Source organism: Malaciobacter sp. (assembly GCF_055140965.1).
Genome location: NZ_JBSRRO010000003.1, coordinates 81,430 through 104,959, shown reverse-complemented (window position 1 = coordinate 104,959; position 23,530 = coordinate 81,430). Strand labels below are relative to the sequence as shown.

Annotated in this window: 29 protein-coding genes; 17 read left to right on the top strand and 12 right to left on the bottom strand. The window is 25.5% G+C overall.

The annotated features are described in order from the left end of the window. The first annotated feature begins 80 nt into the window (after nt 1-80). The 5 genes from ACTCCZ_RS02070 (at nt 81) to ACTCCZ_RS02050 (ending at nt 4,883) form a co-directional block, all read left to right on the top strand. On the top strand, nt 81-263 hold the full coding sequence (locus ACTCCZ_RS02070) for a hypothetical protein (protein WP_079577006.1): 183 nt from the start codon (nt 81-83) through the stop codon (nt 261-263). A 103-nt stretch (nt 264-366) separates the two neighbouring features. Beyond that, nucleotides 367-663 (top strand): DUF4258 domain-containing protein, encoded by a 297-nt coding sequence (locus ACTCCZ_RS02065; RefSeq protein WP_228145267.1) that lies wholly within the window; start codon nt 367-369, stop codon nt 661-663. Then, nucleotides 660-926, top strand: a complete 267-nt coding sequence (locus ACTCCZ_RS02060) for a hypothetical protein (protein ID WP_079577007.1) — start codon at nt 660-662, stop codon at nt 924-926. The genes ACTCCZ_RS02065 and ACTCCZ_RS02060 overlap by 4 nt, the downstream gene beginning before the upstream one ends. Nucleotides 927-1,148: 222 nt before the next feature. Beyond that, nucleotides 1,149-3,686: a DNA cytosine methyltransferase gene (locus tag ACTCCZ_RS02055; RefSeq protein WP_079577008.1), complete on the top strand. Its 2,538-nt coding sequence runs from the start codon at nt 1,149-1,151 to the stop codon at nt 3,684-3,686. After that, nucleotides 3,687-4,883 (top strand): hypothetical protein, encoded by a 1,197-nt coding sequence (locus ACTCCZ_RS02050; protein WP_079577009.1) that lies wholly within the window; start codon nt 3,687-3,689, stop codon nt 4,881-4,883. Nucleotides 4,884-5,345: 462 nt separating this feature from the next. Here the strand turns inward: ACTCCZ_RS02050 and ACTCCZ_RS02045 are convergent, their stop codons facing one another. Then, nucleotides 5,346-6,266 carry a manganese-dependent inorganic pyrophosphatase gene (locus tag ACTCCZ_RS02045; protein WP_079577010.1) on the bottom strand — a complete coding sequence of 307 codons (921 nt, stop codon included), beginning with the start codon at nt 6,264-6,266 and terminating at the stop codon, nt 5,346-5,348. 151 nt (nt 6,267-6,417) lie between these two features. Between ACTCCZ_RS02045 and ACTCCZ_RS02040 the strand changes: the two genes are divergently transcribed. After that, complete coding sequence (locus ACTCCZ_RS02040; protein ID WP_079577011.1) at nt 6,418-6,927, top strand: ferritin; 510 nt, start codon at nt 6,418-6,420, stop codon at nt 6,925-6,927. A 21-nt stretch (nt 6,928-6,948) separates the two neighbouring features. On the opposite strand, the gene ACTCCZ_RS02035 is transcribed toward ACTCCZ_RS02040, so the two are convergent. From ACTCCZ_RS02035 to ACTCCZ_RS02025, 3 genes are all read right to left on the bottom strand, one after another. After that, nucleotides 6,949-7,140 (bottom strand): sodium-dependent tyrosine transporter, encoded by a 192-nt coding sequence (locus tag ACTCCZ_RS02035; RefSeq protein ID WP_079577012.1) that lies wholly within the window; start codon nt 7,138-7,140, stop codon nt 6,949-6,951. A 42-nt stretch (nt 7,141-7,182) separates the two neighbouring features. Next, a complete protein-coding gene (locus tag ACTCCZ_RS02030; protein WP_079577013.1) occupies nt 7,183-7,899 on the bottom strand; it encodes a sulfite exporter TauE/SafE family protein in 717 nt (238 codons plus the stop codon). Between the two features lie 289 nt (nt 7,900-8,188). Further along, nucleotides 8,189-8,644: a hypothetical protein gene (locus ACTCCZ_RS02025; RefSeq protein WP_079577014.1), complete on the bottom strand. Its 456-nt coding sequence runs from the start codon at nt 8,642-8,644 to the stop codon at nt 8,189-8,191. Nucleotides 8,645-8,752: 108 nt separating this feature from the next. On the opposite strand from ACTCCZ_RS02025, the gene ACTCCZ_RS02020 reads away from it, so the two are divergent. The 3 genes from ACTCCZ_RS02020 to ACTCCZ_RS02010 are packed head-to-tail and all read left to right on the top strand — an operon-like array spanning nt 8,753 to nt 10,013. After that, nucleotides 8,753-9,022 carry a CBU_0592 family membrane protein gene (locus ACTCCZ_RS02020; protein WP_079577015.1) on the top strand — a complete coding sequence of 90 codons (270 nt, stop codon included), beginning with the start codon at nt 8,753-8,755 and terminating at the stop codon, nt 9,020-9,022. Next, nucleotides 8,994-9,221 carry a hypothetical protein gene (locus ACTCCZ_RS02015; RefSeq protein ID WP_079577016.1) on the top strand — a complete coding sequence of 76 codons (228 nt, stop codon included), beginning with the start codon at nt 8,994-8,996 and terminating at the stop codon, nt 9,219-9,221. The genes ACTCCZ_RS02020 and ACTCCZ_RS02015 overlap by 29 nt, the downstream gene beginning before the upstream one ends. Nucleotides 9,222-9,227: 6 nt before the next feature. Further along, nucleotides 9,228-10,013, top strand: coding sequence for an exodeoxyribonuclease III (locus tag ACTCCZ_RS02010; protein ID WP_079577017.1), 786 nt, complete (start codon nt 9,228-9,230; stop codon nt 10,011-10,013). Between the two features lie 72 nt (nt 10,014-10,085). Here ACTCCZ_RS02010 and ACTCCZ_RS02005 read toward each other — a convergent pair whose 3' ends face one another. The 6 genes from ACTCCZ_RS02005 to ACTCCZ_RS01980 all read right to left on the bottom strand — a co-directional run bounded on the left by ACTCCZ_RS02005 (nt 10,086) and on the right by ACTCCZ_RS01980 (nt 15,303). Next, nucleotides 10,086-10,364 (bottom strand): RNA recognition motif domain-containing protein, encoded by a 279-nt coding sequence (locus tag ACTCCZ_RS02005; RefSeq protein WP_079577018.1) that lies wholly within the window; start codon nt 10,362-10,364, stop codon nt 10,086-10,088. Nucleotides 10,365-10,677: 313 nt separating this feature from the next. Beyond that, complete coding sequence (locus ACTCCZ_RS02000; protein ID WP_079577019.1) at nt 10,678-11,097, bottom strand: phosphate-starvation-inducible PsiE family protein; 420 nt, start codon at nt 11,095-11,097, stop codon at nt 10,678-10,680. Between the two features lies 1 nt (nt 11,098). Further along, on the bottom strand, nt 11,099-11,953 hold the full coding sequence (locus ACTCCZ_RS01995; RefSeq protein ID WP_079577020.1) for an ADP-ribosylglycohydrolase family protein: 855 nt from the start codon (nt 11,951-11,953) through the stop codon (nt 11,099-11,101). A 15-nt stretch (nt 11,954-11,968) separates the two neighbouring features. Further along, nucleotides 11,969-12,235: a DnaJ domain-containing protein gene (locus tag ACTCCZ_RS01990; RefSeq protein WP_079577021.1), complete on the bottom strand. Its 267-nt coding sequence runs from the start codon at nt 12,233-12,235 to the stop codon at nt 11,969-11,971. A 103-nt stretch (nt 12,236-12,338) separates the two neighbouring features. Next, entirely contained in the window at nt 12,339-13,511 is a 1,173-nt protein-coding gene (locus ACTCCZ_RS01985) for a cache domain-containing protein (protein ID WP_079577022.1), read from the bottom strand. A gap of 100 nt (nt 13,512-13,611) precedes the next feature. Beyond that, nucleotides 13,612-15,303, bottom strand: coding sequence for an L-lactate permease (locus ACTCCZ_RS01980; protein WP_079577023.1), 1,692 nt, complete (start codon nt 15,301-15,303; stop codon nt 13,612-13,614). A gap of 442 nt (nt 15,304-15,745) precedes the next feature. Here ACTCCZ_RS01980 and ACTCCZ_RS01975 point away from each other — a divergent pair, with 442 nt between their 5' ends. Then, nucleotides 15,746-16,051, top strand: coding sequence for a J domain-containing protein (locus tag ACTCCZ_RS01975; protein ID WP_228145268.1), 306 nt, complete (start codon nt 15,746-15,748; stop codon nt 16,049-16,051). A gap of 3 nt (nt 16,052-16,054) precedes the next feature. Next, on the top strand, nt 16,055-16,555 hold the full coding sequence (locus ACTCCZ_RS01970; protein ID WP_079577025.1) for a SprT-like domain-containing protein: 501 nt from the start codon (nt 16,055-16,057) through the stop codon (nt 16,553-16,555). Here the strand turns inward: ACTCCZ_RS01970 and ACTCCZ_RS01965 are convergent. Next, nucleotides 16,552-17,187, bottom strand: a complete 636-nt coding sequence (locus ACTCCZ_RS01965; protein WP_079577026.1) for a hypothetical protein — start codon at nt 17,185-17,187, stop codon at nt 16,552-16,554. The genes ACTCCZ_RS01970 and ACTCCZ_RS01965 overlap by 4 nt on opposite strands. Before the next feature lie 10 nt (nt 17,188-17,197). Further along, entirely contained in the window at nt 17,198-17,476 is a 279-nt protein-coding gene (locus ACTCCZ_RS01960; protein ID WP_079577027.1) for a putative quinol monooxygenase, read from the bottom strand. Nucleotides 17,477-17,594: 118 nt separating this feature from the next. Here ACTCCZ_RS01960 and pnuC point away from each other — a divergent pair, with 118 nt between their 5' ends. From pnuC to ACTCCZ_RS01930, 6 genes are all read left to right on the top strand, one after another. Then, entirely contained in the window at nt 17,595-18,203 is a 609-nt protein-coding gene (gene pnuC, locus ACTCCZ_RS01955; RefSeq protein ID WP_463187126.1) for a nicotinamide riboside transporter PnuC, read from the top strand. Further along, the gene (locus ACTCCZ_RS01950; RefSeq protein ID WP_196778240.1) at nt 18,187-18,954 is read left to right on the top strand and encodes a choline/ethanolamine kinase family protein; all 768 of its coding nucleotides are present in this window, start codon (nt 18,187-18,189) and stop codon (nt 18,952-18,954) included. The genes pnuC and ACTCCZ_RS01950 overlap by 17 nt, the downstream gene beginning before the upstream one ends. A 98-nt stretch (nt 18,955-19,052) precedes the next feature. Next, nucleotides 19,053-19,961 carry a hypothetical protein gene (locus tag ACTCCZ_RS01945; RefSeq protein ID WP_079577029.1) on the top strand — a complete coding sequence of 303 codons (909 nt, stop codon included), beginning with the start codon at nt 19,053-19,055 and terminating at the stop codon, nt 19,959-19,961. A gap of 36 nt (nt 19,962-19,997) precedes the next feature. Next, the gene (gene uvrC, locus ACTCCZ_RS01940) at nt 19,998-21,830 is read left to right on the top strand and encodes an excinuclease ABC subunit UvrC (RefSeq protein ID WP_079577030.1); all 1,833 of its coding nucleotides are present in this window, start codon (nt 19,998-20,000) and stop codon (nt 21,828-21,830) included. 10 nt (nt 21,831-21,840) lie between these two features. Then, nucleotides 21,841-22,863 carry an alanine racemase gene (locus ACTCCZ_RS01935; protein WP_079577031.1) on the top strand — a complete coding sequence of 341 codons (1,023 nt, stop codon included), beginning with the start codon at nt 21,841-21,843 and terminating at the stop codon, nt 22,861-22,863. After that, a complete protein-coding gene (locus ACTCCZ_RS01930; protein WP_079577032.1) occupies nt 22,860-23,528 on the top strand; it encodes a tetratricopeptide repeat protein in 669 nt (222 codons plus the stop codon). The genes ACTCCZ_RS01935 and ACTCCZ_RS01930 overlap by 4 nt, the downstream gene beginning before the upstream one ends. Nucleotides 23,529-23,530: the final 2 nt, after the last annotated feature.

Here is a 23,530-nt window from a genome sequence, read left to right as displayed (position 1 = left end):
AAACTTTTTGAGCGTTAAGAAGAGTACCAAATGCACAATCATTTTTTTTAATAGAACGGGTATCTAATATTAAATCTTGGTTGCTTATAAACAAAATAGTTCAAACTATAGATAATGCTAAACAAAAAAATATATTATTTGAAGAAGATATTATAGAGCTAATAGATTTATATGATAAAGCAATTAAAAATAAAAAGATTTTAGCAACATCATATGATATAGAAACTTTAGAAAATAAACTAAAAAACCTACTTAAAAATTGAATATTGCAGTGTTAATAGACTTAACAAAACATAGAAAAAATAAACTTGACATGTTTCTTTGATTATAATAAAATACATTGTATATATAAAAAGGTATTTAATAGTGATTAAAAATAAAAGCATACGATATAGTTTTAAAAAAAACGAATTTTTAAAAGAACAAAGAGATATAAGTTTTGAAGATGTGATATTGGCACTTGAAAGTGGTAAGTTACTGGATGATATTGAGCATCCAAATAAAGAAAAATATCCTAATCAAAATATCTTTATTATTTTAATTGAAATAAAAGATTATGTATATTTAGTCCCGTATGTTGAAGATGATACTTCGATATTTTTAAAAACAATTATTCCTTCAAGACAAATGAACAAGAAATATAATAAAGGAGTCTCAAAATGACTAATTTAGATGAATATGAACAAGATATTTTGCAAAGTGTTGAAAATGGTGAATGGAAAAGTAAAAAAAATATTGATGAAAGATTATTAGAACTACAGTCTTATGTTAAACACCAAAAGAAAAAAGCTATATCTATAAGAGTTAATGAAAATGATATTTATGAACTTAAGAAGAAAGCTTTAGAAAATGGTATACCTTACCAGAACCTTATCCAAGTCTTAATTCATCAATTTGCATCAAATAAAATAGATTTAAATCTCTAAATATGATGACAAATTAAAAAAGATAAAAAGATAGCAATTAAGCTATCTTTTTATTTATGCAAATGCAAGTTTAATTTATAGAGATAATAAAATTCAAATTAAATTTTAGATAAAATAAATATACAAAGCTATAATTATATAGATATAATTACAAAATGACATATTTTTGAATAAACTAGAAATAAAATGCTATTCTTTTTTAAAATGCAATGAGGAAGTATTATGCAAACACCTAGTCTATTTGATTATATTAATAATACACAAGGAATAAATATAAAAGATTTAACTTACATTTCACTTTTTAGTAGTGCTGGAATTGGTTGTTTTGGATTTAAACAACAAGGCTTTAAATGTATAGCAACTAATGAATATTTAGAAAAAAGAATAAAAATACAGCAATACAATGACAAATGTGAATTTAATAGTGGTTATATACAAGGTGACTTAGCAACAAAAGAGATACAAGATAAAATCTATAAAGAATTAGATAATAATAATATAAATGACTTAGATGTATTAGTTGCTACGCCTCCTTGCCAAGGTATGTCAGTAGCAAACCATAAAAAGAACAATGAAACAAAAAGAAATTCACTTGTTGTTGAGTCTATTAAAATTGTTAATAAGATTAAGCCTAAATTTTTCATTTTTGAAAATGTAAGATCATTTCTAAGCACTATTTGTACGGATATAGATAATATTGACAAACCAATTGGTAGCTCTATTGAGTTAAACTTATCAGGTGATTATAATATTTTATCTAAAGTAATTAATTTTAAAGAGTATGGTGCGCAATCAAGTAGAACAAGAACTTTAGTAATAGGTGTTAGAAAAGACTTAATTAATATTAGTCCTTATCAACTTTTCCCAAAAGAACAAAATGCAAAAACTTTAAAAGCATTAATTGGCGATTTGCCATCATTAAAGATTATGGGGGAAATATATGATAACGATATTTATCATTCTTATCGAAGTTTTGATACTAAAATGTTACCTTGGATAAGAGATATAAAAGAGGGAGAATCTGCCTTTGACAATAAAGATCCATTAAAAAAACCTCATAGAATTGTTAATGGAGAAGTAATATATAACAAAAATAAAAATGGCGATAAATATTCAAGATGGTATTGGGATAGAGTTGCGCCGTGTATTCATACAAGAAATGATATTTTAGCTAGTCAAAGTACAATTCATCCATCTGATGACAGAGTATTTAGCATTAGAGAGTTAATGTATATGATGACAATACCAAATAATTTTAGGTGGTCAAGTATAAATTTTGATACACTTAATAATCTATCTATAGAAGAAAAAAGAAAGTACCTAAAACAAGAAGAGTTAAATATAAGACATTGCATAGGTGAAGCTGTTCCAACTAAAATTTTTGAACAAATTGCATCTAATATAAAAAAAGCTTTAAAACACAAAGTGTTATCTATAAATGAGATAAATAGAATAATACAAAAATATAACCTTGAAAATATGGATGCATTAAGATCTTTTATATTAAATAATGAACATAAGTATGATATAAATATTCTTTATAATATTGCAGAACTTTCAAATATAAAAAGAACTGAAACTAAAGCATATTTTACAAGAGAAGATATAGTGTTTAATGTTATCAATAAATTACCTAGTTTTAAAACTAAAAAGAGTTTAAAAATATTGGAACCATCAGTAGGGATTGGAAACTTTTTACCCTTATTATTTAAAAAGTATAAAGATATTCAAGATGTTATTTTAGATGTTATTGATATTGATAAAGATTCATTAGATACATTAAAAGTATTATTATCAAAAACAAAAATACCTAAAAATTTCACTATAAACTTTATTCATTCAGATTTTTTACTGTGGGAAAGCAATATAACTTACGATTTAATTATAGGAAATCCACCTTATGGAAAAATAGTAAACAATAAAAACTTACTAAACAAGTACAAACTAAATGTCAAAAATACAAATACTAATAATCTATTTTCATTTTTTATAGAAAAAACAATTAAACTTTCAAAATATGTGGCTTTAATAGTTCCAAAAAGCTTAATAAATGCTCCTGAATTTAACCAAACAAGAGATTTATTGGAAAATGTAAATTTACACTCATTAACTGATTATGGTGAAAAAGCATTTAAAGGCGTAAAAATTGAAACTATTAGTTTTTTATTTGATACTTATAAAAAAGATAAATTAAAAAAAATTAAAATTGAAAGTTATATTACAAATAGTATAGAGTATCAACTTAAAGATTACATATTTTCTAAAGATTTTCCTTATTGGTTAATATATAGAAATAGTTTCTTTGATGCTATAGTAGCTAAAATGAAATTAGATATTTTTGAAAGCTTTAGAGATAGACAAATTACAAAAAAACACACTCTAAGCAAAGGTAAAATTAGAGTTTTAAAGTCAAGAAATATTGATAATAATAATATCAAAAACATAGAAAATTATGATTGTTTTATAAATGATATTGATAGTTTTGTAGTTTCAAAATTTTTAAATCAAAATGATATAGTTCTAGTACCAAATTTAACTTATTATCCAAGAGCAACATTTTTACCAAGAAATACAATAACAGATGGTTCTGTTGCACTTTTAAAACCTAAAAACAATATAAATGTGACACATAAACATTTAGAATATTATAGCAGTAAAGAGTTTACGGAATATTATAAGATAGCTAGAAATAGAGGGACAAGGTCACTAAATATTGATAATAATTCTGTAAAATTTTTTGGATTATTAAAGGAAGCATAGATGAAAAATACTATTATTGAATATCTAAATAAATTTGATTTTGATATTAGGAAAACAAAAAGTAATAGATTTATGGATCAAAAAGTCACTCCAGATGTTTTATGTATTGTTGCTGATTGTGTTTTAAAATACCTAAATACAAAGCAAAATGATGCTATTGAGTTCACATCTAAAGATATTTGGTACTTTGAATATTCGAACGAAAATGTGAAAGATATCTTTGGAAAACCTGATTTAATGGATCAAAATGCAATTAGCGAGTATAATAAGTTTTTTCATCAACCTTTAAAAATGCTATCATATGCACAAATTTTATCTGAAAATAAAAAAAGTGGTAAAGGAAATACATTATATTTTAGTTTGAAGAATAAAGAGATACTTGAATATTTATCTGTAAAAGAAAAACATTCTTTAGAGTTTTTAAATATTTACTTAGAAAAGATACTGAAAGAAAGTGATATTTGGTACTTATTTCAAGATTTTTTTACAAAAAATACTAAAAGTACATTTAATACTTTAAAAAGTAAATATATTGAATTTATTCAAAATAACACTCCCACTAATGATAAAAAAGATATTAGCAGAATATTTACAAAAATTATTAATCCCCTTTCATTTAAAAGAAAACTTCACGGCACAAGAAAAGGTTTTTTCTCAAGAGGTATTATATTATTAAATGAATTAATGTATAACAGAGAAAATTGGCGAGATATTAAGAAAAAAAGAACTGAAACAAGAGAAGAATATGAAACTAGGGCTAAACTAGAATTTCAGAAATCAAAAAATGCATATATCAAATATTCTATTAACAAAGCAATATCAATTGTAAGAAAACTACATTCTCCAATAAGTGAAATAGATGATATATTAGCAGTTGGTGAAGCAACACAAGTACACCATATATTTATGAAATCAGAATTCCCACAAATTGAATCGTACATTGAAAATTTAATTCTTTTAACTGCTACACAACATAGCACTAAGGCTCATCCAAATAATACTAGACTTATTAATAAAGATTATCAGCTAATATGTTTGTTGGCAAAAAGTAATTCAATCCAAATACATAATAATATCTATTCAAAAGATGATTTTTTATATGTTTTAAAAGTTGGGTTAAATTATGAATTCCCAAATAATATAGAATTTACTGAATTGCAATCAAAATTAATTGATTTGTACAATGATGTAGCATAAATAATTTAAATAACAAAGTTTAGAACCGGACAGTTAAACTGTCTCGGTAAAGTTAAAAGTCATTTTAAAACTCTTTGTATCATTTAAATATTATTCAACTACCCACATGCTCTCTTAAAAAAACACCAAAGGCTTCAAAGCTCTTTTAGCTCTCTCACTTTTTGATTTATTTAAACTTGTAACTTCTATTTAATAAACTCACAAATGGTAGTGTAAACTTTAATGAAGCTAGAAGCTATATGTTTATTTTCAGTTACCCCCGAATGTTTGAGCGTTAAGAAGAGTACTAAGTGCACTCTTTATGAGTTTTCTCGAACGAAAAAATGTATACAGACAAGGCAGAAAACAAATATCTAACTGTAAAAAAGCTTTGCCTTCATCAACTACTCTACTTACTTTTTACAACTAAAAAGTAAAATCTAGCTCTTCAATAAAAAGATAGCAATTAAGCTATCTTTTTATTTATGCAAATGCTGGTTCTAAAAAAGGAATAATTTGTTTTTTTCTTGAAAGACAACCGTCTAACCAAACTTTTCCATCTTCTAGTTTTACATCAAATGCTTTTTCAAATACAGATGTATCTTCTGATGAAACAAGTACTTCAGAACCCTCTTTCATAATATCAGTTAAAAGTAAACAAGCAGTATGTAAATCATTTTCAACTCTAATCGCATCTAAATCAGCTTGTAATTTATCTTTTACATTATCAAAAATTGCCAAATCAACAACTTCAAGTTGTCCAATACCAACAGCACTTCCATGCATATCAAATGGCTTGTAATCTCTTAAAATAAGTTCTCTTACAGGAACTCCATCAACTGCTGATTTTACTTTAAACATCTCCATACCCAATGCACCAAAGTCTTCAACACCAGCAATTTGTGCAAGTTCTCTAACTATTTTAATATCAATATCTGTACATGTTGGTGATTTAAAAATAACAGTATCACTTAAAATAGCACAAAGCATAACACCAGCAATATTTGCAGGAATTTCTACACCATGATAATCATACATCTCTTTTACAATTGTGTTAGTACAACCAACAGGTCTAATCCAACATTCAAGTGGTGTTGAAGTAGTTAAATCTCCTAATTTATGATGATCAACAATACCAACAATAGTAGCCTCATCAATATCTTTTGGAGCTTGACCTCTATCTGAATAATCAGTAATAAAAATCTCTTCACCAGCAAACTCTGTTTTAAGTTCTGGTGCTTCAAAACCAAATCTATTTAAAATAAATTGAGTTTCAGGCGAAACTGGTCCTTGTCGTGCTGGAATTGCCTCACGCCCTATTTTATTTAATAAATATGCTAAAGAGATAGCCGAACATATTGAGTCTGAATCAGGAGTTGTGTGTCCACATGTATAAATTGCCATAAAAAAATATCCTTTTTATTGTTCCCCAACAAAAAGGGAACCAGTTGTATTTTAAATTTTGTGATTTTATCTAAAGTTTTGTTATGTTAGTTTTAAACAAGTATATTACTATTACTTGTTATAATTAATATAATTAAAAAAAGGAGACAACATGATTAGTAAGGATTTACAAGAGGCATTAATTGAACAACTTAACAAAGAGTATCACTCTGCATATATCTATCTTGGTATGAGTGCATACTGTTCAAAAGAGGGTTTTAATGGTGCATCAAATTGGTTTTTAATTCAATATCAAGAAGAAGTTGCTCATGGAATGAAGCTTTTCAAATATCTTGAAGACCAAGATGTAGAAATAAAACTTCCAGCAATTGATGAAGTTAAAGTTGAATATAAATCTTTACTTGATGTATTTAAAAAATCATTAGCACATGAACAAAAAATGACTAAAAATTTAAATATTTTAAGTGATTTAGCGATGAAAGATAAAGATCATGCTACATATAGCTTACTTCAATGGTACGTAACAGAACAAGTTGAAGAAGAAGCAACAGTAAAAGAGATTATTGACCATATTAAACTTGTAGGAGATAATGGATATGGATTATATACAATAGATAAAGAACTAAGTACAAGAGTATTTAACGACCCTACAAATCAATAAGAGGAAAAACCTCTTATTGTATTATTTTTCTATTTTTAAAAACTTTTCAAGCCATTGATCTGCTTCTTCAATAGAAGCAAATTTTTGTGATTTTGCAACTTGGTCTTGACCTTCATAAAATCTAATTCTTATTCCATCTTCTACTTGATCAATTTTTATTCTAGTAATTCTTGTTAGATTTAAGTAAACTCTATCATTTAATTTAACAAACATGTTTTTGTCCTTTTATTTTATTATTTCTTATTATATCTAATATTAAATAAAAACTGAAACAATTACTTTAATTGCTAAGATTGATAATAGTATTTTAAGTAAAGATCTGAATTTTTTACCATCAATTTTATTTCTTAATTTTGTACCTGCATAACTTCCTGCAACTGCTCCAATAATCATAAAAACAAGTAACCAAAGATACTCAAAAAATGCAAAACCAAAAAAGATAAATACAAAAACCTTAAAAATATGAGTAATGCCCATAAGTGCAGCAGCTGTTGCAACAACTTCATCTTTTTTCTCAAAATCTTTATAAAGTAAAGTCATAGTCAAAGGTCCTGTTGCACCAACAACAAGAGAAAGACCTGTTTGAAAAAAACCTATTATAAAATAACTTTCAAATCTTTTTATTTTTTCATTAAATTTTGTAGACCATAAAGAAAGAAGAATATATACACCAATAAAAAGAGGTACATAATCTAAAGAGATATAATAAATTACACTTGAAATAAGTGCAGTTCCTAAAAGTGAGCCTAGAATAAATTTTGGTATAACTTGATATTGCACATCTTTATATCCAAAAACGGCTCTACTAAAATTACTAGACATTTGTGTTAAGCCATGTACAGGAATCAAAGCATTTACAGGTAAAAAAGATGGTAAGATTGCTATTAAAATCATACCTCCACCAAGTCCAACAACACCTGCAATTGTTGATGTAAAAAATGTAATTATTCCTAAAAAAATCTCTGTTGTCATACTTATTCACTTTCTAAAAAATAGAAAATAAAATAACAAAAACTCACTTATAAATAAAATAGCTTTAAAAACTAAAATTTATATTTTATATTCTTAAGTATTATAATATAGCTTTTTTTCAAGTTTTTTAGAAATAATTGATATTGAATATGTCATTACAAAATAAAAAACTCCAAGGGTAAGATATATTTCAAAAGGTTCATATGTTCGTACATATATCAACTGCCCTGCTCTTGTTAACTCTGTTATTGATAAAACAGAAACGCTTCCATTTAAAAAATCATAAAATCTAAGATTTATTATTTATATTTTTTAAACATTTATTTATATTTGTATGTAGTAAAGCATAAGTAGTTGCAGTTTTATTGCAAGTTTGTCTATTTCCTTTTATATAAAGGGATATATTATTAATAGTGGCATTAAATTCTTTACTTTTTGTGTATCTGTTTGATTTATTTAATATATACACAAAAATCTTATTTTTATTATTTAAGCATATTTTGTATTTTGATTTATTGTCAAAATTTAATTTCATGTTTTTTTTTGAAGCAAAAAAACAATACAAATCAGACCTAAACTCATCTTTAATATTGTGATAAATATAAAAATCATAGACAAAATTCAAATTCTCAGATTTCTTTTCACCTTGATAAATATAAAAATTTGCGTTCATATTTATTTTATTAAAAGAAGAATCTGCATTTAAATTTAATAAAGCAAAAAAGAGTAAAATTACAAGTTTCAAAAAAATCCTAAATAAAAATATTTTGTATTATAGAAAACTATTTTTTATTTACAGTAGATTTTTTTGTATTAATAATATTATTTTATATAAATTTAAAAAAGGTAGAAAATGGATATTTTCCAATGGATAGGCTTTGTAGGAATGGCATTTGTAGTAACTGGTTATTTATTTTTGCAATTAAACAAATATGATATACACTCAATTCAATATCAATTATTAAATTTAGTTGGTGCTATATTATTACTTATTTCACTATGTGTTCATTTTAATCTTGGTTCTTTTATAATTGAGGTATTTTGGATTGCTATTACAATCTTTGGAATATTTAAAAATTTAAGGAAAAGAAAAAATGAAAAAATTGATACTTTTAACCCTTAGTATAATTACTATTGGTTTTGCTAATAATTATGGCAAAATAGATATGCATGGTGGAAAAGGTGATTCTTTAATAGGAAAAGAAAAAAAAGATTTTACTAAATCATCTTTTCATAACTCATTTGACAACTTAAAAGAACAGAAAAAAGAAACAAAAAATAAAGAAGAAAAACAAAGTAAACAAAAAGAGAAAAAGGATTAATAAAATATGCAAACATATAAGTTTATTTCATGGAATGTAAATGGAATTAGAGCAGTAGACAAAAAAGAAGCTTTAAAGTGGATTGACAATGATAATATTCATGTATTAGGTCTTCAAGAAATTAAAGCAGAAGAGAATCAAATTCCAAAAACTATTTTTGACAAAGAGTTTAATTTTAAACATATTAACCCTTGCAGTATTAAAGGTCGTTCAGGAACTGCTCTTTATAGTGATATTGAGCCTATATTTAGTGATAATACACTTAATGTTGATATTTTAAAAGAGGGTAGAATAAACGAAGCACACTTTAATTTTGATGGTAAAAAAATTGCATTTTTTAATGTATATTTTCCAAATGGTCAAAGTAATGATGACAGGCTTGAGTATAAAATGCAATTTTATGATAGATTTTTAGAACATTGTGAAAACTTAAAAAAAGAAAACTTTTCTTTAGTTATTTGTGGCGATGTTAATACAGCTCATACAGAAATTGATATTGCAAGACCTAAGGCAAATGAGAAAAAATCTGGTTTTTTACCAATGGAAAGAGATTGGATTACAAAGTTTTTAAACCATGGATATATTGATACATTTAGATATATAAATGGCGATATCAAAGATAAATATAGCTGGTGGAGTTATAGAGCAAATGCTAGAGCAAATAATGTTGGCTGGAGAATTGATTATTTTTATGTAAGTAAAGACTTAAAAGATAATATCAAAAATGCCTATATTTTGGATGATTATATGGGAAGTGACCATTGTCCAATTGCACTTGAATTAGAGCTATAAAAAAAGGGAATGAAGATTAACTTCATTCCCTTTGTACTTTAAAGACTATAAGCTTTAAAATAATAGTTTAGACTAAAATCTACTATTAAAGTTTCTTTTTGGTCTTTCTTCTCTTGGTTTAGCCTCATTAATTTTAAGAGTTCTTCCCTCAAATTCTGTTCCATTTAATTCTTCAATAGCACTTTGTCCAGCACTATTATCTTCCATACCGATAAATCCAAAACCTTTAGCTCTTCCAGTTTCTCTATCAGTAATAATCTTTACAGAACTAACTTCTCCATACTGAGCAAATAAAGCTCTTAAACTCTCTTCTGTAGTCTGATAAGACATATTCCCAACGTAAATTTGCATTTTTTCTTTTCCTTTTATTGTTATATAATTAACGAGCCTTTTACATACCTTATTTATATTTGGGAATATACATATAGTCTGTATTAGGAACATTAAAAATATTAGTAAGAAGATTATACTATAAAAAACTGTATTTTCTACTAGTTTTTTCATAAAAATATAAAAAATTTTTAAATTTTTTTAAATTATAAAATATAAAAAAACAAATAAGTCCTATTTTATGGTAGTTAAAAGGAAGTATTAAAGAAAAATTAGTTTTTAAAAATTTATTGTTTAGAAAAAAGATTATGATTAAATAAAAAAAGGTCTAATTTTAGACCTTTTTTTCATTACTTTCTGGTAAAAGAGTTTGAGGAGCAGTTTTAATAGATAAATATCTTATAAAAAATAGAAATACTATAACTCCTGATAAAATCATTATATTAAAATTAACAGGACTAGAAAACAATGCATCAAAAGATGTTAAGTCTTCTTTATTTACCTTTACAACATTTAAAATAAGCTCTCTTAATGTTAAAATAATAAAAGCATCAACAAGAATACTTAATACAACTTTTTGTTCTCTAATAAAATTAATAACAGTCCTTACTATTTCAAGAAAAATAATAAAATAAAGCATATAAATAATAAAATCCATTAATCTATCCATAGCAATAGCAATAATAAAAAGAATTGTTGCTACAACTATTTCAATATAAAGTTTATCTTTATAAAAATTTGAAATTCTTTTCATCTTATATTATAACCTTTATTTTTAACCATGATTGTGGGATATTTTGCAATCCATATTTTGCAGTAAAAATCATAACTGCAAGCATTCCTCTAGCACTTGAATCGCCACCAGCTTTTGCATTTTGTATTAATAACTCTTTTAAATCTTTATACTTTAAAAGTAAGTGTAATACAGATGCAAAGCCTTCACTTGTGGCACAAGCTGGACCAAACTCTCTTATTACATCAAAAGTATCTTTATCTTTTGATTTTATTGCTTTATCAATATAAATTTTAATATCTTCACTTGATTGAGTTTTTAACTCTAATATTGAACTTTCAATATCTTGTTTATCTAATACTTTTAATAGTAATTTAGCAAAAAACATACTTGCATTTTTACATTCAGAACTATTATGTGTAAGACAAACAAAGTTTTGTACATTATCTAAAAACTCTTTTTTAGTTTTACTAACCATTAATAATGGTGACATTCTTCCAACAATTGATAAATCACTAGATTCAGAACCATTTAATAAACCTTTACTTAAAGGCTCAATACTATTTCTTGTAGCTGAATCTATATATCCATTATATGATTCTATTTTTTCTAACCAATATAAGGCATACTCTTTTACATCAAATTTTTCTTTATCTTTTAAATACTCATATAACCAATAAGTTTGATCTCCATAGTGAGTAAACTCACCTGCACTCTTACCTTTGTGCCATATTGAATATGGTGCGTTTAATTTACTCCAATCAATATTTAAACTTTTTAATTGTTTTTCATCATAAACCCAATGTGTTACTAAACATAAAGAATCAGCAACTAGTGTGCTAAGAACAATATCTTTTATCTGTTTTTCATCATACATTTTAAACTCCTAAGTCTAAATATTCCAATTTTTATAATTGGTAAAAGCAGGATATTGCTGCTTAAACTCTTCTTCTTCAAAACTAAATTTATAATTATCAATATACTTTAATAAAAGCTCATAAGCTTCTTTAAGTTCTTGAAATTTCTCTTGTGAACCTGTTGAAGTATCTGGATGATATTTTTTTGAAAGTTTCAAATACTTTTGCTTTAACTCTTTTTTTGAGATTTTGGTTAATATCCCAAATAAATCAACAGCTTTGTCAAACTCTTCTTTATCCATAAACCCCCCATTATTAAATCTTTTCTATACTAATTATCACTATAACGCATTTATACTTTAATTTTTGGAATTATACAATATTTTTTTCAATTTTATAACAAATTTACAAATACTCTTCCTCATAATTTTTAGCATCTCTTTTAGTAGATAAAGTTAAAGTTATTAGTGATAAAATTACTAAAACTATAACAAATATAATTGCACTTATAATTGTAATTGTTTGTAAACTCTTCTCTGATTTTTCTTCCATATTTTTGATTTTTAATTCAATTTCATCAACATATGCACCTGTTCCAATTATCCAATCCCAAGGTTCAAATTTTTGAACATATGAAAATTTTGGTTTTGCTTTTTGCTCACCTGGTTTTGGCCATAAGTAAAGAACAACACCACCCTCTTTCTTTTCATTTGCAATAGTTACAAACTCATTGAAAATATATTGTTTATTTTCATCTTGAAAAGTTGAGAGATTTTTACCATTTAACTCTTTAAAAATTGGATGGCTTATCATTTTTGATTTACTATTATTTATCCAAAAATATCCATTGTTACCATATCTTATTTCAGATATTGTTTTTATTGCATCTTTTTTTATTTTTTTTGTAACCTCTTGTACATAATCTCCTGTTCCAATTATCCAATTAAAAGGTTCAAAAACTTTCACATATGATATCTTTTCTTCTGCTTTTTTCAAACCAGGTTTTGGCCACAAATAATCAACAAAGCCAGAGCCTTGTTTTTTTGAAACAGTAACAAAAGCTTTAAATAGTTCTTTTCCATTCTCATCTTTTTGATTCATTAGATTTTTATTATTTAACTCTTCTAAGATTGGATGCATAATCATTACTGCATCAAAATCATTTACCCAAAAATATCCACTGTTAGCATATTTTGCAGACTTAATTATTTTGATCAAGTTATGTTTTAACTCTTCTTTAGACATACTATTTTTGTATATTTTATAATTTTCTTCTAGTATAGAAAAAAGAAAATCCATTCTTTGAGTCAAGTGATTTTTCACTTCTTGCTTTATTTTAGAAGGAAGTGTTCTTTTATAAAATGAATCAATTGTTTGAATAGTCACTTGTACATAATTTTGAAGCTCTATTTCTGTTTTTTTATAAATATCATGCTTGTATTCATCTATATTAGATTTATTAATTGTATTTACTGTAACGATTGTAGCTATAAGTGAAGCAACTGCGAGAAAAAAAACTACAAATATAGAAATTATCAATACTTTGGTTCGCATTGAAACACTAATTGTTTTTGTCATTTGATATATCCTAAAACTATTTAACTTAAGTATACTTCAAAAAAAAATTTGTGTCAATTAGTGAAAAATAATTTTTTAATAAAAGAGGAAATTTCCTCTTTTATTTCATAAGTGGGTCTGTAAGTCCTAGTACATACATTCCAATAAGCCCTAATATACCCGCAATTAAACAATAATAAAGCGTAGGAATAATCGTTCGTCTTAAAGTTTCACCCTCTTGATCTAGTAATCCAACAGTAGCAGAAGCTGCGACTACATTGTGAATAGCTATCATATTACCAGCTGCTGCACCAACTGCTTGAAGAGCAATCATAAAAGCTGTTGAAATACCTAAAGCATCAGCAACACCAAATTGAAACTGACTTAACATCATATTTGATACTGTATTACTACCTGCAATAAATGCTCCTAAAGCTCCTATCATTGGTGCAAATAAAGGATATATATCTCCCACAGAAGTTGCAACAAAATTTGCCATAGCAACAGGCATAGAATCAAATCCTGATTCATTAATTCCTGAGTTAATAAGAATTCTTACAAGTGGAATTGTGAATATTAAAACAAATCCAGCACCTAACATAACTTTAGAAGATTCAGAAACTGCTTCTTTTAACTCTTTAAACTCCATTCTATGAAGAAAATATGTTAATAAAACAACAAATACTAATATTCCACCAGGAAGATATAAAGGAGAAATAGTATAGCCTAAGCCCTCACCTAAAATATCTTTAAAAGGTATAACAATTGAATTTACAAAAGCTTTAGCTTCATCACTAACTCTTGTAATAACTAAAATTATAGCAACTAAAATATATGGTAACCAAGCTTTTGTTAAAGACATAGGAACTTTAACTGTCATTGCATCAAGTTTTAACTCTAATTTACTTACCCAATGAACTGGCCACTCTTCTTTTGGAGCAAAATCCCAAGATTTCTTTGGAATTAAAAAACCTTTTTTTGCTGCAAATGTAACAATAGGAAGTCCAACTAATGCTCCAATTAAAGATGGGAACTCAGCACCTAAGAAAATACCTGTTAAAGCATATGGAATTGTAAATGAAACACCTGCAAAAATGGCAAAAGGAACAATACTCAAACCCTCTGTCCAAGATCTATTTTTACCAAAAAATCTTGTTAGCATTATTACCATAAATAAAGGAATAAGTGTTCCTGTAATTGCATGAACAATAGCAACTTCTGATGTAATAAGTCTTAAATATGTATCCCAGTTTGAACCTAATGAATCAAGAGTAGCACTAATACTTGCACTATCTAATCCCTTATTAACTCCAATTAAAATAGGTGTTCCAACTGCACCAAATGATACAGGCGTACTTTGAATCATCATCCCAACCATAACAGCTGCCATTGCTGGAAAACCAATTGCTACTAACAATGGTGCTGCTATTGCTGCTGGTGTACCAAAACCTGAAGCACCTTCAATAAATGAACCAAATAACCATGCAATAATAATTACCTGTACTCTTCTATCAGGACTAATATTATTAAAACCTTGTCTAATTACACCAATTGCCCCTGAATGTTTTAATGTATTTAAAAGTAAAATTGCACCAAAAATAATCCATAAAACTGCAATAGTAATAAGTAAACCTTGAATTGTTGAAGCTAACACTCTATTAAATGTCACTTCCCAAACAAATAAAGCTACTAAAGCTGTAGCAATATAAACTATAGGCATTGCCTTTTTTGCAGGTAGCCTAAGACCAACTAATAATATAGCTGCAATAAAAATTGGTAATGCAGCATATAGTGCTTGTGTACTAATGTCCATATAACTCTCCTTTGAACTCACTAAAATAATAAAAAAGAAATGTGATAATTGTATGATAAAAATAAATGAAGAAAAAATTAGCAATTGTATTATTTAATTTGAGTAGTTATGAAACAAAACAGGACACTTTTATAAAACAAATATTAAAAAAGCAATTAAAATAGTTTTACTTTTATTTACTTATTCGATTCTTTTTGTATAATTGATATTTTATTATAAAGATTTTACATGTTTATATTATAATATTAAACTTTTAATAACAAAGGAATTTTTAATACAAATGTACAATAATACAATTATATATATCTTCAATCGGCTAATAAGAGTTAGTATCTTATTATTTATTTTATATCTTATTTTTACTAATTTTGGAACTTTTTTAATAATTATCATAACTATATTTTTACTTGGGTATTTTTTCATTTATAAAAAATTGAAAAAAATGTCAAATGAATTTAAATTTACTTATACACAAGGTGACTTTAGACAAGGTGCAAATCAAAATTTTGATTTTAGAGACTTTGATTTTAATAACTTCAATCAACAATTTGCACAAAGACCAGGGCTTGGTGAAGTAGAAAAAGCAAAAGAGTTTTTTGGATTTAGTCATACTCCAACAAAAGAAGAAGTAAAAAAAAGATATAAAGAGTTAGCAAGAAAATATCATCCAGATATTAATAACAGTGATGATAGTTTAATGCAAGAGTTAAACCACTATAAAGATGTGCTTTTTCAACATATAGGTTAAACAATGGGGATAAAAAAAGTATTTAATATTTTTTTATTCCTAACTACTATTAGTGCTATTTTTCTAATATATCTTTGGTATAAAGATTATCAATTTAACACAAAACCTTTAGCCAAAGAGACCATCTTAAAAATTGAAGAAAAAAGAACATATTTAAAAAGTCTTGCTTTAGAAAAATATAATATAAACTATAATGTACCTATTTTAATATCAAAAGATATGAAAAGTAATCTTTTTGGCAAAACAAAATATAGCTTTGATGAAAAGGTAGTTATATATTTAAATAAAAATAGATTTAAAGAAAATGTTGATTATATGATTGATTCTGTTTTACCCCATGAATATGCTCATGCAGTAATGTTTCTATTAGGTGATTTTTCAAGACAAAATGCGGGTCATTCTAAGAAGTGGCAAGAAATTTGTATTTTTTTAGAAGGGAAAAAGTGTGATAGATTTGTTAATCACAATGATATAATCATTGAAAAAACAAATCCTTTTAATTAATTATCTTTATATTTTGAGCTTAAAGCAAATACTTCATTTGCCCATTTGTCATCATCTAAAGTATCTTCATTTGCTATTGATTGAGCAATTGTTTCTATTTCATCAGCAGTTGATGAAATCTTTATAGCCTCTTGATAAACTTCTTTTGCCCATTTTTTATCATTTAGTAACTCTTTATCACTTAAAGATTCAGCAATAGTTAAATACTCATAAACAATTGTAGCTTTTTCAATAGCTTCACTATAAATACTTTTTGCCATATCTTTATCATAAAAAGAGTCTTTTTCTTTTGCTAAGATATCTGCAACAGTACGCAAATCTCTAAGTAGTGTGATTTTTGTAACTGCTAATTTATAAGCCTCTTTTGCTAAATTATTATCTTCTAATCCATCTTTTTTGCTAATATAAAATGCAAAATCTACATAATCTCTATAATCTTTTGCAGTTGATAATACATAATGAAAAAGTTTTCTTGATAAATTTATATTTTTATCAAACTCATTTGTAGAAAATCTATGTGCCCATCTTGCTAAGTTTGCTTCATACTCTAAATCTTTTAAAATTTCATCTAACTTTTTATTATTACTTAAATCTTGGCGTATCTCTTCTACTATATCTTTTTTTTCTATCAAAATCTAACCTTTAAAAATTTGGAAGAACTTCTTCTCTTTTTATTAAACTCTTTTTTTGTTCACTAAAGTTTTTATAATCTTGAGTTTGAGTATATGTATTATAGTACTCTTGATCATCCCACTCTTCAAAAACTAATAACTCTGTTTCATCATCATCTGCTTCATAAACTTCATAGTTTTTGCATCCTTGCACTTTATTTACATTTAGAAGGTGAGTAAAAAGTAGTTTTTTTAAATCATTCTCTTTTTTTTGCTTTGCAATGTAAACTGTCTGTTTTACTAAACTCATTGTATTCCTATAGTTTTTTTTAATTCGTAATGTACACTATCATTAATTAGATGATACTTACATATTGTGTAATTTTATCTAGGTTTAGATATATTTTCAATTTTATAAAGGATAAAACATAGAAACTTTTTTTGATACACTAATTCAAACAACAAAAACAACAACTTCTTTAGAAGCTATAGCTATGTTTTTATCTATTTTATATCTTCTTTTAGCAATAAAACAGAATGTTTGGTGCTTCGTAGCAGCATTTTTTAGTACTTTAATTTATACAATAATTTTCTTTGATGCTTCACTTTTAATGGACTCATTTTTAAATGCATATTATTTACTTATGGCTATATATGGTTGGTACTCTTGGAAATATTCAAATATAAAAGAGAATAAAGAGTTAAAAATATCTTCATTTGGTATTAAAGCAAATATAAAAATAGTAATCTTATTATCAATTCTTTCTTTGATTCTTGGATTTTATATGCAAAATTATACAAGTGCAGATTTTGCATATCTTGATACTTTTACAACTGTTTTTGCAATATATAGCACTTATTTACTTACAAAAAAAATAATAGAAAACTGGATTTACTGGATAGTAATTGATACAGTATCTATTTATATTTATTTAAATAAAGAGTTTTATCTAACAGCTATTTTATTTGCAATTTATACAATACTTGCAATTGTTGCATTTACTAATTGGAAAAGTGAATATGAAAAAACAAATTAGTATAGATTTTTTAAAAAGCCACGATTTTTTTAAAAATAAAAAAGTCATAAGTTTAAATTTACTTAAAAATCAAGGTCTTTGCAATACAAACTACCTTGTAAAAACAGAAAAAAAAATTTATGTACTAAGAGTTTTTCACTCAAATAAAAGTGTTAATATAAATAGAGAGTTTGAATATCAAGCACAAAAAAAAGCCTACAATAAAAATATTAGTGCAAAACCATACTATTTTGATAAAAAAAATAGTTTACTAATTTCAAAATATATAAAAGGTGAACACAAAGATAGACTTAAAAATACTCAACTAAGAGTTTTGATAAAAAAAGTAAAAAAAATCCATAAAATAAATCTCATATCAAAAAAATATAACTTTTTTAAAGATCTTAAATATTATGAAAAAGTCTTAAAAGATAAAAATAGTTTAAAACTATTATTTAAACTAAAAAAAGAGTTAAAAAAGAGTAAAAAATATAAAAATAATTATGCTTTATGCCATCATGACTTAAATTGCAAAAATATTATCTTTTCAAAAAAAGATATTTTTATAATTGATTGGGAATATGCTGGAATAAATGATATTTTCTTTGATTTGGCTACTATTTGTATTGAATTTAAATTAAATAAAACAAAAACAAAACTTTTATTAAATACCTACTTTAAAAAAGTAAAAAAAGAAGATATAGAAAAATTAAAAATATATAAAAAAATATACTCTTATATATGCAAATTATGGTTTAATGCAAATTTATAAGTTTGTTTTTACAGCTATTTACTTTTACTTAAATTGAATTTTTAAGATTTTATATTATACTTTCACAAAATATAAACATAATTTAAAAGAAAGAATATATGAAAAAAATTTTTATAACAATAGGTTTACTTTTTATCTTATTTTCACAAGAAATATTTGCAAATATAACTAATACAAATCAAGCTAATACTGTTTTAAAAAAAGAAGAAGTACTAATTGGTTATTATGGACGACCAAATAGTCCAACACTTGGAATACTTGGTGAGACTAACCTTGATGAACTAATCAAAAAAATGAGAGAAAAACAAAAATATTTTAATACTGAATTAGAAAATAAACTAGATGTAAAACTTGCTTTTCATTTAATACACTCACTTGCAACAAAAGATCCAGGAAGAAGAAATGACTATCTTTTAGGAATGAGTGAAAAAACAGTTTTAAAATATATAAAAAGAGCGCAAAAAGAGAACTTTTTAGTAATTATTGATTTGCAACTTGGCACTTACACTCCATATGAAGCAATAAAACCTGTATTAAAATATTTGAAATATGAAAATGTTCATCTAGCAATTGATCCAGAATTTAAAATTCCAAAACATAGAAGATATCCACCAGGAAGATATATAGGACATATATTTGCAAATCAACTAAATGAAGCACAAGAGTTAATAAGTACATATTTAGAAAAAAATAATATAAATCAAGAAAAAAAATTAATAGTTCATATGTTTCACAAAAGAATGTTAAGACAAAAAGAACAAGTAAAAAACTATAATAATATAAAACTAATATACAATATAGATGGTCATGGAAGTGCACAAGTAAAAATTAAAATATATAATGGTTTGTATGCTGCAACTACTCAAATAGATAAAGCAATTGGAGGATTTAAGATATTTTATAAAAATGATATAAAACCTATTATGACTCCAAAACAAATTTTAGGCTTTGAACCAGTTGGAAATCAAAAAATAATGGTAAGACCTTATTATATAAATTATCATTAAAACAAAAGCGTATAAACTTTTGGATAAAATTCATTTATGAACTTAGAAGAGAAACTTAAAGAATTACCAAATAGTGCTGGTGTTTATCAGTACTTTAATAAAGATGGACACTTACTTTATATAGGAAAAGCAAAGGTACTAAAAAATAGAGTTAAATCATATTTTAAATTTACTCCTAATTTAGCCCCAGCTGATAAATTAAGTCCTAGAATTTACAAAATGATAACAGAAGTAAAATCTTTAGAGTGGATTATTGTACCAAATGAACATGATGCACTTATACTTGAAAATTCGCTTATTAAACAACTTAAGCCAAAATATAATATTTTATTAAGAGATGATAAAACATATCCTTATATTGTTATTGATTATAAAGAGGATTTTCCAAGATTAGAGATAACAAGAAGAGTTTTAAAAGATAAAAATATCAAATACTTTGGTCCATATTCTACTGGTGCTAGAGATATGCTTGATAGTATTTATGAGATAATTCCTTTAGTGCAAAAAAAATCTTGTATTAAAGGAAAAGAAGCTTGTCTTTTTCATCAAATAAAAAAGTGTTATGCTCCTTGTGTTGGAAAAATTTCAAAAGAAGAGTATAGTAAAATAGTTGATGAAGCCTTAGAGTATATTTACAATAAAAATAAGTTAATTAAAAAATTAAATGAAAGAATGCTTCAATACTCAGAAGAGTTTAGATTTGAAGAAGCTATGAAAATTAGAGATAGAATAAAAACAATTGAAAAATCTCAAATCCACACAGGAATGGATCTAGCAAGTAATGATAACCTAGATTTATTTGCAATAAAAGCATCAAAAGAAAAAGCCGTAATAGTAAGAATGTTTTTTAGAGATGGCAAATTAGCTTCAAGTAATCATGATTATTTAAAAATAAATCAAAAAGAGCTTGACATAGATCTAAATGAAGCATACAAAAGAGCAATAATTAACTACTATGACAATGAAATTCCTCTACTACCAAAAGAGATAGTTGTAGCTGATGAAATAACACAAGAAATTGAAGAGCTTCAAGAGTTTATAAAAGATAGATTTGAAAAAAATATTCCAATTATTCATCCAAAAAGAGGGAAGAAAACACAAATTATAAAAATTGCAATAAATAACTGTAATGAACTTTTAAGACTTCAAAATAGTAGTACAACTACTATTTATAAACAACTACAAGAGTTATTAAACCTTTCATATACACCAAATAGATTTGAATGCTTTGATAATTCACATATGATGGGACAAGCAACAGTTGGCGCAATGATTACGTGGGAAGAGAAATTTATAAAAACAGATTATAGGCACTATAATCTTGAAGCAAAAGATGAATATGCACAAATGAAAGAAACATTAATAAGAAGAGTACAAAGCTTTGAAAAAAATCCAGCACCTGATATTTGGGTTATTGATGGAGGAGAAACTTTATTAAAACTTGCTATTGATATAAGAAACTCCGTGGGAGTAAATCTTGATATAATTGCAATAGCAAAAGAAAAACTTGATTTTAAAGCACATAGAGCAAAAGGAAGTGCAAAAGATATAATCTATTTTGAAGAAAATAGTAGTATTAAAAGAGTTGATTTACTTCCAAGTGATAAAAGATTACAGTTTATTCAAAGACTAAGAGATGAAGCACATAGATTTGCTATCTCCTTTCATAAAAAACAAAAAAGAAAAGATGATAGTAAAATATCTTTACTTCAAATAAAAGGAATAGGTGAAGCTAAAGTTAAAAAACTTCTTTTATATTTTGGAGAGTTTGAAAAAATCAAAAATGCTTCTTATGATGAGCTTCAAGTGGTATTAAATAAAAAAGATGCTTCTTTATTAATTGACTATTTTAAAACATTAGATAACTAAAGGCTACAAATTGGCAAAAATAATTTTAAACAGAGAAAATCTATTTCATAATCTAAATCTAATTTCAAAACAAGCAAAAGGAATAGAAAAAGTCGCAATTGTGTTAAAAGACAATGCATATGGGCATGGTTTATTAGAAATTGCAAAACTTGCCAGTGAATATGGAATAAAAAAAGCAGTAGTAAGAACCTGTGAAGAAGCACTAAAGATTAATAACTTTTTTGAGGATATCTTAATCTTAGCTGATACAGAAAACAGCACTTATTCACATACTTTTCACATAGCAGTTAACTCTTTAGAACAAATTAAAAAACTACCCATAAATACGAAGGTTCATTTAAAAATTGATTCAGGAATGCATCGAAATGGCATAAATAAAAACCAGCTTAAAGAGGCTATTTATGGGATTTGTGAACAAAACTTAAAGTTCACAGGTTTATTCACACACTATAGATGTGCCGATGAATTATCAACAGATTTTTATTGGCAAAGAGCAAATTTTGAGCAAATAAAACAAGAAGTGAAAAACATATGTGAAAAACTTTCAATACCAGTTCCAAAGTTTCATTCAGCTAACTCATCAGCACTATTTAGAATAAAAGATTTTAATGAAGATTTTGCAAGAGTTGGAATAGCAACTTATGGTTATTTAGAAACTGATACTATTTTTAATAATCCTAAATTAAAACCTGTGATGTCATTTTGGGGTCAAAAAATATCTACAAGAGAGATAAAAAAAGGTCAAAGAATTGGATATGGAGGAAGTTATTTTGCGAAAAAAGATATGATAGTATCAACTTATGATGTTGGATATGGAGATGGTTTTTTAAGGCTTAATGAAAAAGATAAATATATCACTCCAAAAGGATATGAAATTTTAGGTAGAGTATCAATGGATAATTTAAGTATAAATAGTCAAGATGAAGAAGTTTGTATTTTTGATGATGTTAGACAATTAGCAAGAATTCATGATACAATTACATATGAAATTACCACAACATTAAATCCTACTATAAAAAAAGAGATAATATGATGATAAAATATTTTTTTGTATTTATTGCATTTATTACATTTTCAAGTGCAATTACTTTTGAACAAGCTAAAACTATTGAAGAAAAAGATGGAGTGTTAAAAGCATTAGGTTATTATAAAGACCTTGCACAAGAAAATAACACAAAAGCTATTTTTAGACTTGCAATGATTTATGCAAAAGGTGAAGAGATTCAAAGAAATATAAGTAATACATTTATTCTTTTAACAAAAGGCGCAACATTAGGAGATAAAAAAGCAGGTTACTATCTTGGGAAACTTTATTTAAATAAGAATTTTGCTTATTATGATGAGAAAAAAGCCTATAATCTTTTTTTAGAATTAAGCAATGCAAATTATGTTCCAGCTTACAATATGATGGGCAAAATTTTAGTTAGTGGCACTGGGGTAGATAAAGATTATAAACTAGCAGTAAAATATTTTGAAAAAGCTTCAAAAGAAGGTTTTACAGAAGCACATTGTAATCTTGCTTTGATGTATGCTAGTGGGCAAGGAGTATTTCCAAATTTTGGAAGAGCTCATACTTTTGCAAAAGAGGGAATGAAAAGAAATCATCCTTTATGTATAAAAGTATATGAAGACTATAATTTAAGAAGATATCCAGAAGATAAAGGTTTCAAATTTAATTTTTACACAGAACCAGAATAAAA